This is a genomic window from Elizabethkingia occulta, from assembly GCF_002023715.1.
In the GTDB taxonomy this organism is placed as follows: Bacteria; Bacteroidota; Bacteroidia; order Flavobacteriales; family Weeksellaceae; genus Elizabethkingia; species Elizabethkingia occulta.
This window is the reverse complement of the sequence record NZ_MAHX01000020.1, coordinates 61,760-76,468: the sequence shown is the minus strand read 5'-3', so window position 1 is coordinate 76,468 and position 14,709 is coordinate 61,760. Positions and strand designations below refer to the sequence as shown.

At 37.3% G+C, this 14,709-nt stretch carries 12 protein-coding genes; 5 read left to right on the top strand and 7 right to left on the bottom strand.

Annotated elements, in window-relative coordinates:
- Positions 1-221: 221 nt before the first annotated feature.
- The 3 genes from BAZ10_RS16400 to BAZ10_RS16390 are packed head-to-tail and all read right to left on the bottom strand — an operon-like array spanning position 222 to position 3,211.
- Positions 222-1,970: a ribonucleoside-diphosphate reductase subunit alpha gene (locus BAZ10_RS16400; protein WP_375600852.1), complete on the bottom strand. Its 1,749-nt coding sequence runs from the start codon at positions 1,968-1,970 to the stop codon at positions 222-224.
- Positions 1,933-2,220, bottom strand: a complete 288-nt coding sequence (locus tag BAZ10_RS16395; RefSeq protein WP_078772946.1) for a hypothetical protein — start codon at positions 2,218-2,220, stop codon at positions 1,933-1,935. Before BAZ10_RS16395 ends, BAZ10_RS16400 begins: the two co-directional genes overlap by 38 nt.
- Positions 2,221-2,236: 16 nt before the next feature.
- Positions 2,237-3,211, bottom strand: coding sequence for a ribonucleotide-diphosphate reductase subunit beta (locus BAZ10_RS16390; protein WP_009086252.1), 975 nt, complete (start codon positions 3,209-3,211; stop codon positions 2,237-2,239).
- Positions 3,212-3,564: 353 nt separating this feature from the next.
- Here BAZ10_RS16390 and BAZ10_RS16385 point away from each other — a divergent pair, with 353 nt between their 5' ends.
- From BAZ10_RS16385 to BAZ10_RS16365, 5 genes are all read left to right on the top strand, one after another.
- Complete coding sequence (locus tag BAZ10_RS16385; RefSeq protein ID WP_078772945.1) at positions 3,565-4,257, top strand: ABC transporter ATP-binding protein; 693 nt, start codon at positions 3,565-3,567, stop codon at positions 4,255-4,257.
- Between the two features lie 102 nt (positions 4,258-4,359).
- Complete coding sequence (locus tag BAZ10_RS16380) at positions 4,360-5,589, top strand: ABC transporter permease (protein WP_078772944.1); 1,230 nt, start codon at positions 4,360-4,362, stop codon at positions 5,587-5,589.
- Between the two features lie 93 nt (positions 5,590-5,682).
- Positions 5,683-6,873, top strand: a complete 1,191-nt coding sequence (locus BAZ10_RS16375; protein ID WP_078773049.1) for an ABC transporter permease — start codon at positions 5,683-5,685, stop codon at positions 6,871-6,873.
- 65 nt (positions 6,874-6,938) lie between these two features.
- The gene (locus BAZ10_RS16370) at positions 6,939-7,292 is read left to right on the top strand and encodes a four helix bundle protein (RefSeq protein WP_078772943.1); all 354 of its coding nucleotides are present in this window, start codon (positions 6,939-6,941) and stop codon (positions 7,290-7,292) included.
- 91 nt (positions 7,293-7,383) lie between these two features.
- Entirely contained in the window at positions 7,384-8,580 is a 1,197-nt protein-coding gene (locus BAZ10_RS16365) for an efflux RND transporter periplasmic adaptor subunit (RefSeq protein WP_009086263.1), read from the top strand.
- Between the two features lie 74 nt (positions 8,581-8,654).
- Here the strand turns inward: BAZ10_RS16365 and BAZ10_RS16360 are convergent, their stop codons facing one another.
- The 4 genes from BAZ10_RS16360 to BAZ10_RS16345 all read right to left on the bottom strand — a co-directional run bounded on the left by BAZ10_RS16360 (position 8,655) and on the right by BAZ10_RS16345 (position 14,706).
- Positions 8,655-9,452, bottom strand: a complete 798-nt coding sequence (locus BAZ10_RS16360) for a carboxylesterase family protein (protein WP_078772942.1) — start codon at positions 9,450-9,452, stop codon at positions 8,655-8,657.
- Positions 9,453-9,495: 43 nt separating this feature from the next.
- A complete protein-coding gene (gene bglX, locus BAZ10_RS16355) occupies positions 9,496-11,820 on the bottom strand; it encodes a beta-glucosidase BglX (RefSeq protein WP_078772941.1) in 2,325 nt (774 codons plus the stop codon).
- A gap of 73 nt (positions 11,821-11,893) precedes the next feature.
- Entirely contained in the window at positions 11,894-13,285 is a 1,392-nt protein-coding gene (locus BAZ10_RS16350) for a glucoamylase family protein (protein WP_078772940.1), read from the bottom strand.
- Positions 13,285-14,706, bottom strand: coding sequence for a RagB/SusD family nutrient uptake outer membrane protein (locus BAZ10_RS16345; protein WP_078772939.1), 1,422 nt, complete (start codon positions 14,704-14,706; stop codon positions 13,285-13,287). Before BAZ10_RS16345 ends, BAZ10_RS16350 begins: the two co-directional genes overlap by 1 nt.
- Positions 14,707-14,709 lie beyond the last annotated feature (3 nt).

The following is a 14,709-nucleotide window of genomic DNA, read 5'->3' as shown; positions in this document are numbered from 1 at the left end:
TTAAAATAAAAATAAAGCAACAGTCTACCAACAAGCATTTTAAATACAAATATGTAGTTTTTCAATATTAGACATGATATAATTCATTATACCAAATTCTGATTTAAAAGTCATTTCAAAAGGATAAATACAGAAAATTCGCAAATCTGTTTCTGTATCAAATAAAAAAGCACGGAAATAATTTCCGTGCTTTATATAGTATAGTTAAACTAAACGCTTATTTATGCTTCACATGAAGAACAAGAAACAAAGTTCACCATTAATTCTTTAGAAACTGAAGAACTTCTTTGGTAGTATAATGTTTTCACACCCTTCTTCCATGCCTCTATATAAAGATAATTAACATCCTTCACAGGCATAGTAGATGGTATTTGTAAATTAAGTGACTGTGCCTGATCAATATATTGTTGTCTTTGTGCAGCCTGAGAGATAATCTCCATTGGAGAAATTTCTTTAAAGGTCTTAAATACCGCTTTTTCGTCCTCTGTAAGTTCTGCAAGATGCTGAACAGAACCATGGTTCAACATAATAGTTCTCCATGTTTCTTCATTATCAATACCTTTTTCTTCCAGTAGCTTTGCCAAATATTTGTTCTTACGCATAAAGTTACCTTTTGCAAGACCTGCTTTATAATAATTAGAAGCAAATGGCTCAATTCCCGGAGATGTTTGTCCTAAAATTGCTGAACTGGAAGTTGTCGGAGCAATAGCCATAGTAGTTGTATTTCTTACACCATAACCTTTTAGTAATTCAGGCTCTCCATAAATATTAGCCAATTCTCTCGAAGCTTGTTCTGCCTGCTCTTTAATATGCCTGAATGCTCTTGCATTGAACTGAGTAGCCTCGAAACTTTCGAATGGAATCATATTCTTCTGCAGGTAAGAGTGGTATCCTAATACACCCAAACCTAAAGCTCTGTGGCGCATTGCAAAGTTTCTTGCACCCTGTAGATAGTAGTTACCTTCAGTTTTATCAATAAACTCAGATAAAACAGCATCCAGGAAGTAAATCGCAAGTTTTACAGCATCTGTATCTTTCCATTCATCATATAGTTCAAGATTCATAGAAGACAAACAACAGATAAATGACTCTTCCATAGAAGAAGGCAGCATAATTTCAGAGCAAAGATTACTCGCATTTACTGTTAATCCCAGGTCTTTATATACCTGAGGTTTGTTTCTGTTTACGTTATCGCTAAAGAAAATATATGGTAATCCTTTCTGTTGACGACTCTCTAATACTCTTGCCCAGATTTTACGCTTCTCAATATCACCATCAATCATATCCTGCATCCAGTAATCTGGCACACAAACACCGGTAAACAGGTTCTGGATTGGGCTTCCGATATCTTTAATAGAAAGGAATTCTTCAATATCACCATGGTCAATATCCAGATATGCAGCGAAAGCTCCACGACGAACCCCGCCCTGAGAAACTACATCCATGGCAGTATCGAAAAGCTTCATAAAAGAAACAGCCCCGGAAGACTTTCCATTATCAGTTACAGCAGTACCACGGTGACGAAGCTCTCCAAAGTACCCTGAAGTACCTCCGCCAATCTTCGTCTGCATAATAACCTCTCCCATTTTGTGAGTGATACCTTCTATGCTGTCAGGAATATGAACATTAAAACAAGAAATAGGCAAACCTCTCTGCGTTCCCATATTAGCCCATACCGGAGAAGAAAAGCTTATCCAGCCTTTTGTAATCATTTCTTCAAAAGCCGGTTGTAATTCTGGCTTATACAGTCTTTTTGCCGCAGCAGTTGTAATTCTTTCGATGGCCCCTTTTACGGTTTCTCCTTTCAGCAAATAACCTCTGTTCAGCATTTGCTCGGACTCTTCATTCAGCCACCATATGTTTTGTTCTTCCATAATATTTTTATTTTTACGAGTTCCGGTTAATCGCAACCCCGCCGGAATTCTGTTTTTGTTATATTGATTGTAAAAAATTAACCTGATGCGAGCCATTTAATCCGCTCTCATCTCTCAGTCTTTGAAACTCTTTAAAAGAAGGAACGTTTAGCACTTCGTACTGCATTTCTTCGTTTTCATAGTTGGAATAATGTAAAAATGTTATTCCGTCTTCCTTTAAATAAACTTTATATTCAAACTTAGACTGATCAAGTTGTTTAAAATCCTCCAGAAACTTTTTAATGTTGGTTTTATTGTCTTCAACATATTCAGGTTTTACTGTATAGCTAACCAATACATTAATCATCGTTTCCCGGATTAACTTAAAACAAATCGTTTGCAGTAATACTCTTATCGTGTTTAGTATAATCCACTGGTCTCTTTGCAAAGAAGTCATCCATAGAGTTAGCAAACACTTCTTCTTCAAACCACATCATTGGGCGATACTGCTCCGGAGAAACATTGTAACGTGTTGCCATGTTGATCTTTTTCAAGCTGTCATCTACACGGTATTTCATAAAGTTCAGCAAATCTTCTTTAGAGAAGTTGCTTAGCTCTCCTAGTTCAAATATCCAGTCAAGGATTTCAGCTTCCAGCTCTACAGACTGGTCTACCAATGTATAAATATCTTCGATATCAGAATCTGTAAGTAGTTCAGGTTGCTCCTCTCTGATTTTATTAATTAAATAAATCCCAGCATTAGCATGTATCTGCTCATCCACAGATGTCCATGCAATAATGTTGGATACATTTTTCATATACCCTTTGAATCTTGTAAACGAAAGAATAATGGCGAACTGAGAGAATAATGAAACGTTTTCAATTAAAATACTAAACAACAATAGAGAAGAAACATATTCTTTAGGTGTCGCAGAATTTGCATGCTTTAGTACGTTAGTCAGGAAATCAATTCTTTTCTTTACTGCAGGAATCTCCACGACATTCATAAACTCATCATTATAGCCTAATACCTCCAATAAACGTGAATAAGCTTCTGAATGACGGAACTCACACTCTGCAAAAGTAGCTCCTAAACCATTTAGTTCCGGCTTCGGCAGGTGGTTATATAAATTCCCCCAAAAAGTCTTTACCGATACTTCAATTTGTGCAATTGCCAACAATGCATTTTTTACCGCGTGTTTCTCATGAGGTTCCAATTGTGAGTGGAAATCCTGCACGTCTGCTGTAAAATCTACCTCGGAATGTACCCAAAATGATTTGTTAATCGCTTCTATAAATTGTAAGACCTCCGGGTACTCAAAAGGCTTGTAACTGATTCGTTTATCGAAAATTCCCATAATGATTTGTGTATTTTAACTGAGTTCAACCAAAAACTTTTCCTTAACTGTGAAGTTAGATTACAAATTTATCAAAAGGTCGTTACAATAAAAAGTGGAAAAAGCCGTCATCACCGTTAAAGCCTTATTTCTCGTAAAAAAGTTATCCACATTTATACCTAAGTACCTATTTATACGCCACTTAAGAGGTGGATGTTGTTAGAAAATGCCTAATTACGTACTATATATTAAACACTTATTTTTTTTTGCCTGAATTAAAGGACTTATCGGTTAAACATTTTAAAATTATTCTCAAAAATATTTTTCGTGTAACAAACTGGCTTTCTATACTACCAATTAGTAAAACTCGTGAAATGATTACAATTGAGAATCTTGAAAAATCTTATGACACCGGAAAAAGCAAACTTCATGTTCTGAAAGGGATCAACCTGAATATTAAAGAAGGTGAGTTTGTATCTATTATGGGGTCATCCGGCTCAGGAAAATCTACTTTACTCAATATTATAGGAATATTAGATGAGGCTGATTCAGGAGTTTATGAATTGGCAGGAGTTCCCATTAAAAATCTTAACGAGGTAAAAGCAGCAGACTACAGAAGTAAATTCCTAGGTTTTATTTTTCAGTCATTCAACCTGATTTCCTATAAAACAGCATTGGAAAACGTAGCGCTACCACTCTATTATCAAAATGTTTCCAGAAAGGAAAGAAATAAAAAAGCACTGGAATATCTGGAGAAAGTAGGTCTTGCTCAGTGGGCAGATCACTTACCCAGCGAGCTTTCCGGAGGGCAAAAACAAAGAGTAGCTATTGCAAGAGCCCTTATCACTAATCCAAAAGTAATTCTGGCGGATGAGCCTACAGGTGCACTGGATTCCAAAACAACATACGATATTATGAAGCTACTGCAGGAGATTAATAACGAAGGAAAAACAATTGTAGTTGTAACTCACGAGCCTGATGTTGCTGCACAAACCAAACGTAATGTTGTCCTGAAAGATGGCGTTATTGAAAGTGACGAATTTATCAAACAATTAGTGTTAGAATAATGAATACATAAATGTGGATAAGTGAATTTTACAATAAAATAACTGCACTCACTTCCAACTCTTAAGCTTTATTCACTATTAACATACAAAATATAACAAAATATGTTCGATATAGACCGCTGGCACGAAATATTCAGTTCTATCCGAAGTAATATACTCCGGACGATTTTGTCGGGAGTAACTGTCGCTTTAGGACTCTTTATTTTTATTGTCCTTTTTGGTATCGGTAACGGATTACAGAATTCATTTCAAAATGAATTTAATGGAGATGCTGCAAATCTTATTACAATATTCAGTACACAAACTTCCAAACCTTATGCCGGGATGCAGTCCAATCGTAAGATTATCATGCGGAACAGTGATTATAAAGAAATTACCGATAAAAATAAAACTCAGATTGAATCTGCTGCTCCACGCTATAGTGCCAATATGATGGTAAAATATGGAAAAGAAAGTGGCAATTATCAGATTTCCGGTACCAATAGCGACGAAATAAAAATAGAAAACAGGCTTGTTACAGATGGCAGGTATATTAATGCATCGGATGTAACACGTCAGCAAAATGTTGCGGTAATTGGTCGACTGGTCCAGAAAGATCTCATCAAAAATGCAAGTCCTATAGGTAAAAGAATCAATATTAACGGAACCAGCTTTACTGTAGTCGGAGTATTCTCTGATAACGGTGGTGACTGGGACGAGCGTATGATTACCGTTCCGGTAAGTACTTTACAGATGATGAAAAAAAGCTCGGATACGCTGAACACTATTTTCGTTACCTATGACAAAAAAATGTCAACCCAACAAGCTATTGATTTGGGAAATGACATAAAAAAAGACATGAAAAGTAAGCACCGTATAGATCCGGCAGATGACAATGGTATTATTGTAAGAAATAATGCCGAAAATATGAAAGACACATTACAGTTTATGCTTGTATTAACTGTTATTGTAGGAGTTATTGGTGGTGGAACACTAATCGCCGGAATCATCGGAATCAGTAATATTATGGTGTATATTATTAAAGAGCGGACAAAGGAAATAGGTGTAAGAAAGGCTATCGGAGCCAGACCAAACAGTATTGTTGCTCTTATATTACAGGAAAGTGTGGTTATCACAGTAATTTCCGGGCTTGTTGGTGTATTATTCGGTCTATTAACACTTAATCTGTTAGGAAATAGCCTGGAACCATATTTTATAAAAGAACCAAAAGTAGGCACAGGAATGGTAATTTTCGCCTTCTTATGCCTTGTAATTGCAGGTGCTATCGCAGGATTTGTTCCGGCTTACCGCGCCTCCAAGATAAAACCTATTGAAGCATTACGAACAGAATAAAACCCTGACAAAGTGAAATTATTATTTAGTTTAGATACATGGCAGGAGATTTATTACTCACTGCGCAATAACAAACTCAGAACTTTCCTTACCATGATTGGTGTTGGATGGGGTATGTTCCTGTACGTAAGTCTTCTGGGAGCCGCCAAAGGTGTAGAAAACGGATTTAACAAGGCTTTTAATGGCTTTGCTACCAATTCCATTTTTATGTGGGCACAAAGCACTTCTATTCCTTATGGAGGATTTCCAAAAGGAAAATTAATGAAGCTGCATACCAATGATATAGAAATGTTGAAAAATAAAGTTCCGGGCATTAAGTACATTTCACCACAAAATAGTCGTGGAGCGCGTTTTGGAAAACCCGAACCATTAGTACGCAACGGAAAAAAGGGGAACTACGGAATCACCGGGGATTATCCTATCGGAGATGCTATCAGTAAAAAGAAACTAACATTCGGGCGATATATCAACGATGCCGATATATCCGGCAACAAGAATGTTGTAGTGATCGGAAATGAGGTATATGAATCTTTTTTTGATGCTAAAAAAAGAGAAAATCCCGTTGGTAAAACTGTAACAATAAAGGGAATATATTTTACAGTTATCGGAGTTTTTAAGGTGGCTACAAATGGTCCCAGAATGGAAAGCAATGATATGGTGTTTATTCCTTTTACAACATACAACAAAATGTTCAATAACGGAGATGTTGCCGAAATGTTTGCTGTTGTAGGAAAAGACAATGCAGATCTTGCTCAGATAGAAGATCATGCTAAAAGAGTATTAAAAGAAAAATACCATGTCTCTCCTGAAGATGAAAACGCCTATGGAAGTTTTAATCTGGGGAAAGAATTCAAAAAGCTAACAGGTTTTCTTACCGGAATGCAGTTTCTTACCATTATTGTAGGAACACTTACTATTATTGCGGGAGTTATTGCCATTTCCAATATTCTTCTGATTACAGTAAAAGAACGTACTAAAGAGATTGGTATTCGTCGTGCACTGGGAGCTAAACCTTCGGAAGTTCGTAACCAAATTCTTTTGGAGAGTGTTGTTATCACACTTAGTTCGGGTCTTATTGGTTTTTTCCTGGGTATATTCCTGCTCATGGGGATTAATGCCCTCACGGAAAATAATGATTCATTCCCATTTTATAATCCGAGTGTTAACTACTCCAATGTCTTCTCTGCCATGTTTGTGATGGTATTCCTGGGATTGATTATCGGACTCATTCCGGCACAAAGAGCAGTAAGAATAAAACCTATTGAAGCATTAAGAACAGAATAAAACAATGAATAGGTGAATGGGTCAATAAGTGAATTGAGGTGAATATATCAATAAAATAGTATGTTATGTTTTTAAAATTGAATCATCAAAATCTGGAAGTTTATAAATCAGCAAAGAAGCTACTTAATGCATCTTATGATATTCTTGAAAAATTACCTGATTCTGAAAATTTTAATTTAAAAAGCCAACTGAAACGAGCATCAACATCAGTACTATTAAATATATCCGAAGATTCATCCAGAAAATCAAAAACAGAAAGAAACAGATTTTATGAAATCGCAAGAGGCTCAATAGTAGAAATCGATACCTGCTGCGAGGTTATTATTGAAAGAAATTATATAAAACCAGAAGAATTGACAGAATTAGGAAATTATATCGTATCAACATTAATTTTACTAAGTAATCTTTTAAAATCATAAAAATTAATTATTCACAATTCACTCATTGACACATTCACAAACGACTGATTCATTACCCATTAATTTCTATTAATAAAAAAATAATAATTATATGAAAAAGAAGCTCAACTTCAAAAAAATCATTTATATCATCTTAGGAATTATCCTATTGCTGGTTCTTTTTAAAGGTATCAGTTATATGATCTCGTCCAATTCTGCAAAGGAAGAGGCCTTCTTAACACGTAAACCTACTATACAAACACTGGAGGATAAAGTGCTTGCAACTGGTACAATTGTGCCACGCAGAGAGGTTGAGATAAAACCAAATATTCCCGGGATTATAAAATCTATCCATGTAAAACAAGGAGATAAAGTAACAGCAGGACAATTAATCGCTACAATTAATGTTGTACCTAGTATTTCTGAAATGAATGCTGCACAACAGTCTATAAAGGATGCCGAATTGCAGATTGGTAATGCTAAAATTACTCTAAACAACCAGCAAAAGCAGTACGATATGCAAAAAAGACTTTTTGCACAAGGTGTAATTTCTAAACAAGAATATTATAATGCCGAACAACAATATAAAGGTGCAGCACAATCTGTATCAATTGCAGAGCAACAGTTAAGAACTGCTGAAAAGCGCCTTCAGATTGCCAGAACCGGATCTACTCCGGAATTACAGAGTCTGGCAACAACTCAGGTTCGTTCCAAGCTTAATGGTACCATTCTGGAAATTCCTGTAAAAGAAGGAAGTCAGGTTATCGAAGCAAATAACTTCAATGCCGGGACAACTATTTGTACTGTTGCTGACCTTAATTCTCTTATTTTTAAAGGTACTATTGATGAAGCTCAGGCTGGAAGACTAAAAGAAGGAATGAATATGAATATCATCATCGGGGCTTTACAAAATAAAACTTTCCCTGGAAAGCTAACGTTAATTGCACCTAAAGGAAAGGATGAAACCGGAAGTATTAAATTCCCTCTGGAAGCAGACGTGTTCAATCCTAATAACGAATATATCCGTGCAGGATTCTCAGCCAATGGTGAAATCATTATGAACAGCCAGAAAAATGCTCTTCTTTTGGATGAATCACTTATCCAGTACGAAAAACAAAATAACAAAGACAAAGCTTTCGTAGAGGTAAAACAAAAAGACGGTAAGTTTAAAAAAGTATATATAACTCTTGGTGCTAGTGATGGGATCAACGTACAGATACTTTCCGGTATCACTAAAGATTCTGAAATCAAAGTATGGAATCCTTCTGAAAAAGATAAGGAGGAATTAAAGCAGAAAAACGCTAAATAAGTTTAAATTAGATATTGTTAAAAGAAGCGCCGCAGACAAAGTCTGCGGCGCTTCTGAATTATATAATCAGATAATTATTTAGTTACGGTTCTTTGAATCTTCTGGCTAAAGAGCCATTTCAATAAATCAGGTTCTGCAAATGCCGAATCCCAACTGTTATGATTTGCTTCGGGGTATAAAGTATACTTTACCTTCACTCCGTTCGATTTCATTGCTTTTACCATCGCATCTGAAAACCCTGAAGGTACTACATCATCTTTCCCACCATGAAAAACCCACCAGTTTGTAGCTTTCAGATTAGAAGCTGTGGATGGTTCCGCTCCCCCACATATTGCGATAGCCCCGGCAAATACTCCAGGCTTGCGGTTCACTAGTTCAAAAGTTCCCATACCACCCATACTAAGCCCCATAATATAAATCTGATCCTGTTTTATATTATACTGCTTTTGTAGATTCCCAAAAAGGCCGGATAATAATAACATCGCTTTTGTTGGTGCATCATTATTGGTGAAATAAAATGTTCTTTGTCCTGTATCATCGGATAAGATTTGCACATTGCTCCAATAAGAATCCTCGGGACATTGTGGAAAAACTACAATTGCCGGGAAATTTTTCCGATTACTATCATTCAAAAACAACTTTGCTCCATGGGTCAGCTGCTTCTCATTATCATTACCACTCTCCCCTCTTCCATGCAGAAAAATGACCAATGGATATTTTTTCACTGGGTCGAAGTTTTCAGGTAATAATACCCTGTAAGGCAAAACTTGCTCTCCTTGTGAAAATCTGAATTTCTTAAACAGCGAAAAATCCTGAGCAAAAACAAAACTTACCCACATTAATGCTAAAACGAAACCTATCTTTTTTATCATATTTCAAAAATATAAAAAAGCAGCTTTTCAGCTGCTTTTGTTATTATTTATTCCAGTTTATTTTTGCATGTTTTACATCATGAGAGTTTGTTCCTATCATAATATCGAATTCTCCGGCCTCCCAATCATACTTCAGTTCCGAGTTATAAAATTTCAGATCTTCCGGTGTAATTGTAAAGCTTACTTTTTTAGATTCTCCAGCCTTTAAAAACACTTTTTGGAAACCTTTCAGCTCTTTTACCGGACGTGTCACCGAGCCTACCATATCACGGATATACAATTGTACCACTTCATTTCCATCGTACTTACCATTATTCGTCAATGTTATACTTGCGGTTAACTGATCGTTACCACTTAGTTGCGCCTTGCTCAACTGTACATCTGAATATCCAAACGAAGTATAGCTAAGACCATAACCAAACGGAAAAAGCGGTGTATTACATTCATCTATATAGTTAGATCTGAATTTCTCGAACTCACATTTTTCCGATTTATCATCGCTTAATGGGCGGCCTGTATTTTTAGCATTGTAATAGATTGGAACCTGTCCTACACTCCTTGGGAATGTCATTGGTAATTTTCCGGATGGATTGACTTTACCATACAATACGTCTGCAATTGCGTAACCTGCTTCACTTCCTGCAAACCAGGCATTGACGATTGCATCAGCTTGTTTAGCTTCATCATTTAATACCAACGGACGTCCTGTGAGAAGAACCATCACAATTGGTTTTCCTGTCTTTTTAAGCTCTGCCAATAAATCTTTCTGAGCCTGAGGAATTTCTATATTCGTTCTGGAACTCGATTCTCCGCTTAGTTCTGCCGTTTCACCAATAGCCAATACCACAACATCTGCTTTTTTAGCCGTTTCTACGGCTTCTTTCAGCAATGCTTCTTTAGATCGACTATCCCTGTTAGATACTTTACCAAACATTGTCGCTTTTTCTTCCATTTTAGCATCATAGAAAACATTGCTTCCTTTTGCATAAATGAAATTGACTCCTTTTACAGTTTCTTTAAGACCTGTCATCATAGAAACAGCATCTTTTATACGGGAAGCCACACTCCACGTTCCGGTCATATTCTCATTATTATTGGCTAAAGGTCCAATAACAGCAACCGTTCCTGATGTTTTCAGAGGTAGTATTTGTTTATCATTTTTAAGCAGAACCATTGACTGTGCGGCAATATTTCTGGCTTCTTCGCGATTGGCTTTATTGAAAACCTCGGCTTTAGATCTTTTCTCATCAGTATATCTATAAGGATCATCAAAAAGTCCCAGATCATATTTAGCCTCTAGAATTCTTCTCGCTGCGGTAGTAATCTGCTGTTCGGTTACTTTTCCTTCGCTTATGGATTTTTTCAGGGTGGTTAAGAAACCTTCACCTACCATATCCATATCAATACCTGCATTCATTGCCAAAGCAGAGACCTGTTGCAGATCTCCCATTCCATGCTGAATCATTTCATTGATTCCGGTGTAATCCGTTACAATAAAACCATTAAAGCCCCATTGTTTACGCAATACATCATCCATCAACCATTTGTTACCTGTAGCCGGGATACCATCTACTTCATTAAATGAAGCCATTACAGAACCTACTCCGGCATCTACAGCGGCTTTATAGGGAGGAAAATACTCATTGAACATTCTTATATGGCTCATATCAACCGTATTATAGTCGCGCCCTCCTTCCGGTGCGCCATACAGTGCAAAATGTTTCACGCAGGCCAGTATGGTATTTTTAAGAGATAAGTCTTTTCCCTGATAACCATAAACCATGGCTTTTGCAATCTGACTTCCAAGATATGGGTCTTCTCCCGATCCTTCAGAAACCCTACCCCATCTTGGCTCTCTGGAAACATCTACCATTGGTGAGAATGTCCAGTTAATACCATCTGCAGAAGCTTCCTGTGCTGCAATCTGTGCAGACCTCTGAATAAGATCCATATCCCATGAAGCAGAAAGTCCTAACGGAATCGGGAATGTTGTTTCATAGCCATGAATAACATCCATCCCGAAAATCATGGGAATCTTTAGACGGCTTTTTTCTACTGCTACTTTCTGTACATCTCTTATTTTGCCAACTCCTTTTATGTTGAATAAACCTCCTACTAATCCCTGTTCAATTTTTTTACCTATATCAGAACTTTGAGCCTGTCCTGTTGTAAAATCTCCGGATGACGGCAGATTAAGCTGACCGATTTTCTCATCCAGTGTCATTTTCGCAACCAGCTGATCAATAAAAGCTTTCTTTTTAGCATTATATTCTGTTGTCTGAAAGCTTTGTACCGGCTGATGAACTAGCTGTTGTGCAGGAAACAACGCTGCTAAAATGAACCCGGCTATAATCGTTAATTTCTTCATGTTACTTTATTTTTTCATTACGTTCTATTGTCTCAAAATAGAACATTAAAAACTCAGACTAATTTACAAATTTTTATTTTACTGCTTTTCTCCCTTTCAAAGGGTATTTTGAAGTAGTGAACCCTAATTTTTTCAAACCCTGTTGAATCTCCGGAGCGTTCATAAAAAGTTTCCAGATTAATCCGGAACGGTAGTTCTCCAGCATAACAACTTCTGGTCCCTGATCTATGGCCAGATACCATTTGGCAGTCCAGTTGTATTTTGGGCTTAATGCATCATAGAACCCTGCTAATCCCCAGGAATCAGGATAATTTTCATACAGGTTACGTATGAAAGCTATAGATTCTTTGGGTGTATATACGATGGAACTAATAGCTGCAGTGGGAGAAACAACACCTACATCATTTCCCGGCATATGAGCATTATAACCTGTACTGCCGTCTTCATTTCTGGAATAAGACGCTGTTAATCCCCAGAAATCCTTTCCATAGCCCTTATAAGCTTTAGAGTTTTCTACAGCATAGGAATAATTGATCATCGAATGATCATAGTTCAGTTTCTGATAGTCTGCATACTGATCTTTTAATCCGTTCGGATCTAAACCAAGATAGGAGTAATGTGCCCAAAATAAAGGTCCTCCATAATTTTCCGCTCCGTTATGTTTTAATATCAACGGAAAACCATAAGCTACCTTATCTGAAATAATCTTACCACTACGAGCCCAACCTTTATCATATGCATCTCTGCTTATAGTATGGGTAGGAGATGAAGCAGCCATTACATACGTAATCAAGCACTCGTTATAGCCTTCCAGCTTGAAGTTCATATCCCATGCATAATTTGGAGACCAGTGCCAGTAAAGAGCATCTTCACCACCCTTAGTGTACCAATTCCATTCTATACCCCTCCACAATTTGTCATACTTTCCAGCCAGGGCTTTTTCTTCTGCCGTTCCATTTTTAAAATACTCCCGCACAACAAGGAAACCTTGTGCCAGAAACGAAGTCTCTACAAGATCTCCACCATTATCTTTAGTTCCGAATGGCTTTACTTTTCCTGTTTCACCATCTATCCAATGAGACCAGGCTCCATGAAATCTGTCTGCTTTTGCTAGAAAATCTGCTATTTTATTTAGACGTTCTACAGCCTCTTTTCTCTTAATATAACCTCTGTTTGTAGCAGAAACAATAGACATTAACCCAAATCCTGAACCTCCGGTAGTAACAATATGAGCATCACGATCCGGATAATTACCATCAGGGTGATAGCGCTCCCTTGCCATTCCTGAATGTGGTTCAGAAAAATCCCAGAAATACCGGAAAGTCTGTCGCTGGACTTTATCCAGTAGCTGATCATCCGTTAGCTTTTTAGCGTCAGATTTCTTATTCTCCCTAACAGGACTTTGGCTACTGCAGGTAACCCCTGCAATAGCCAAAGTGAATATTAATATGTTTTTAAACATCATTAGTAACCCGGGTTTTGAGTCAGAACATTCTGACTTTGTGTAATCGCATTAAATGGTATTGGGAACAATTCGTTTTTACCTGCTTTAAATCCATAAGGAGCTAAAACAGTTGCCGCCTGACCTGTTCTTACAAGATCTACAAAGCGGTCTCCTTCCATTGCCAGCTCAACTCTACGCTCATGCCAGATTGCGGTTCTTAATCCTGCCTGAGATGAAGCCGTTGTATCTCCTAATTTTGCTCTGTTTCTTACTTTATTCAGAGAAGCCTGAGCCGCGCCAGTATTTCCTAATTCATTTGCCGCTTCTGCATTGATCAGAAGAATTTCAGCAAATCGCAATACTCTGATATTTTGTACAGATCCCTGACCACATGTTGGATTCTGGTCTGCTTTAGGAACGTAAGCCTTATAGTTATATGTATCTACAGAAAGCGGATCTCCTTTCTTAATCAGATCTCCTTCCGGCGTTGTCTGCCCTTCTCTCAGTATGGTAAATTGTTTTCTGATATCTCCTGGCTCAAAGGCATCTTCTAAAGCCTGTGACGGAGTAAAGAATCCCCAGCCGAACTGATTTCTTACACCTTGCACTTCTGCGTACTGACTTCCACCATACTGAGCACTACATGAACAGTCAACTTCGAATACTGATTCTGGTCCAAACTCTCCTTTCACACGGAACAAATGGTTAAAATCCGGATCCAGAGAATATCCCATTGCCATTACCTGATTTGAGGTATCATAAGCTTTCTGCCAGTCTTTTTTATACAAATAAACTTTTGATAATAAGCCTAAAGCGGCTCCTTTTGTGGCTCTTCCTAAGTCTGAAGCGCCATACTTATCAGGAAGTGCCTGTGAAGCACTTAAAAGATCCGATATAATGAAGTTATAAACCTCATCCTGAGTATTTCTTGGTTTATTATAATTCTCCTGAAGACCATCGAAAATAGGAACTCCACCATAAATTCTCACCAAGTTAAAGTAGAAATAAGCTCTAAGGAATTTAGCCTCAGCGATTAATCTTCCCTTCATCGCAGCATCCATATTAATTTCAGGAACTCTTGTAATAACTTGATTAGAACGTGAAACTGCCTGCCACTGACCTGTCCAGTAGCCTTCTACCCCACCATCACTGGCTGTATAGGTAAATTGGTCGTATGCATTAATAAATGAAGCATCACCGGGATTAGATCCTTTGATTACATCATCAGCTGGCACTCCAAATATAAACTGGTAAGGAAAGGCTGAGTTTTCCCAACCTCTTAAAAAGCTATAGATAGCATTGGTTGCCTTCAATGCGTCATCCTGTGTTTTGAAGAAGGCAGATTCTTCAGTCTGTCCTTCAACTGGTATATCTAAAAAGCTGTCGTTCTTACATCCTGCGAGAAACGAAACAACCGCTATTGACAAAAATATTTTTTTCATGAT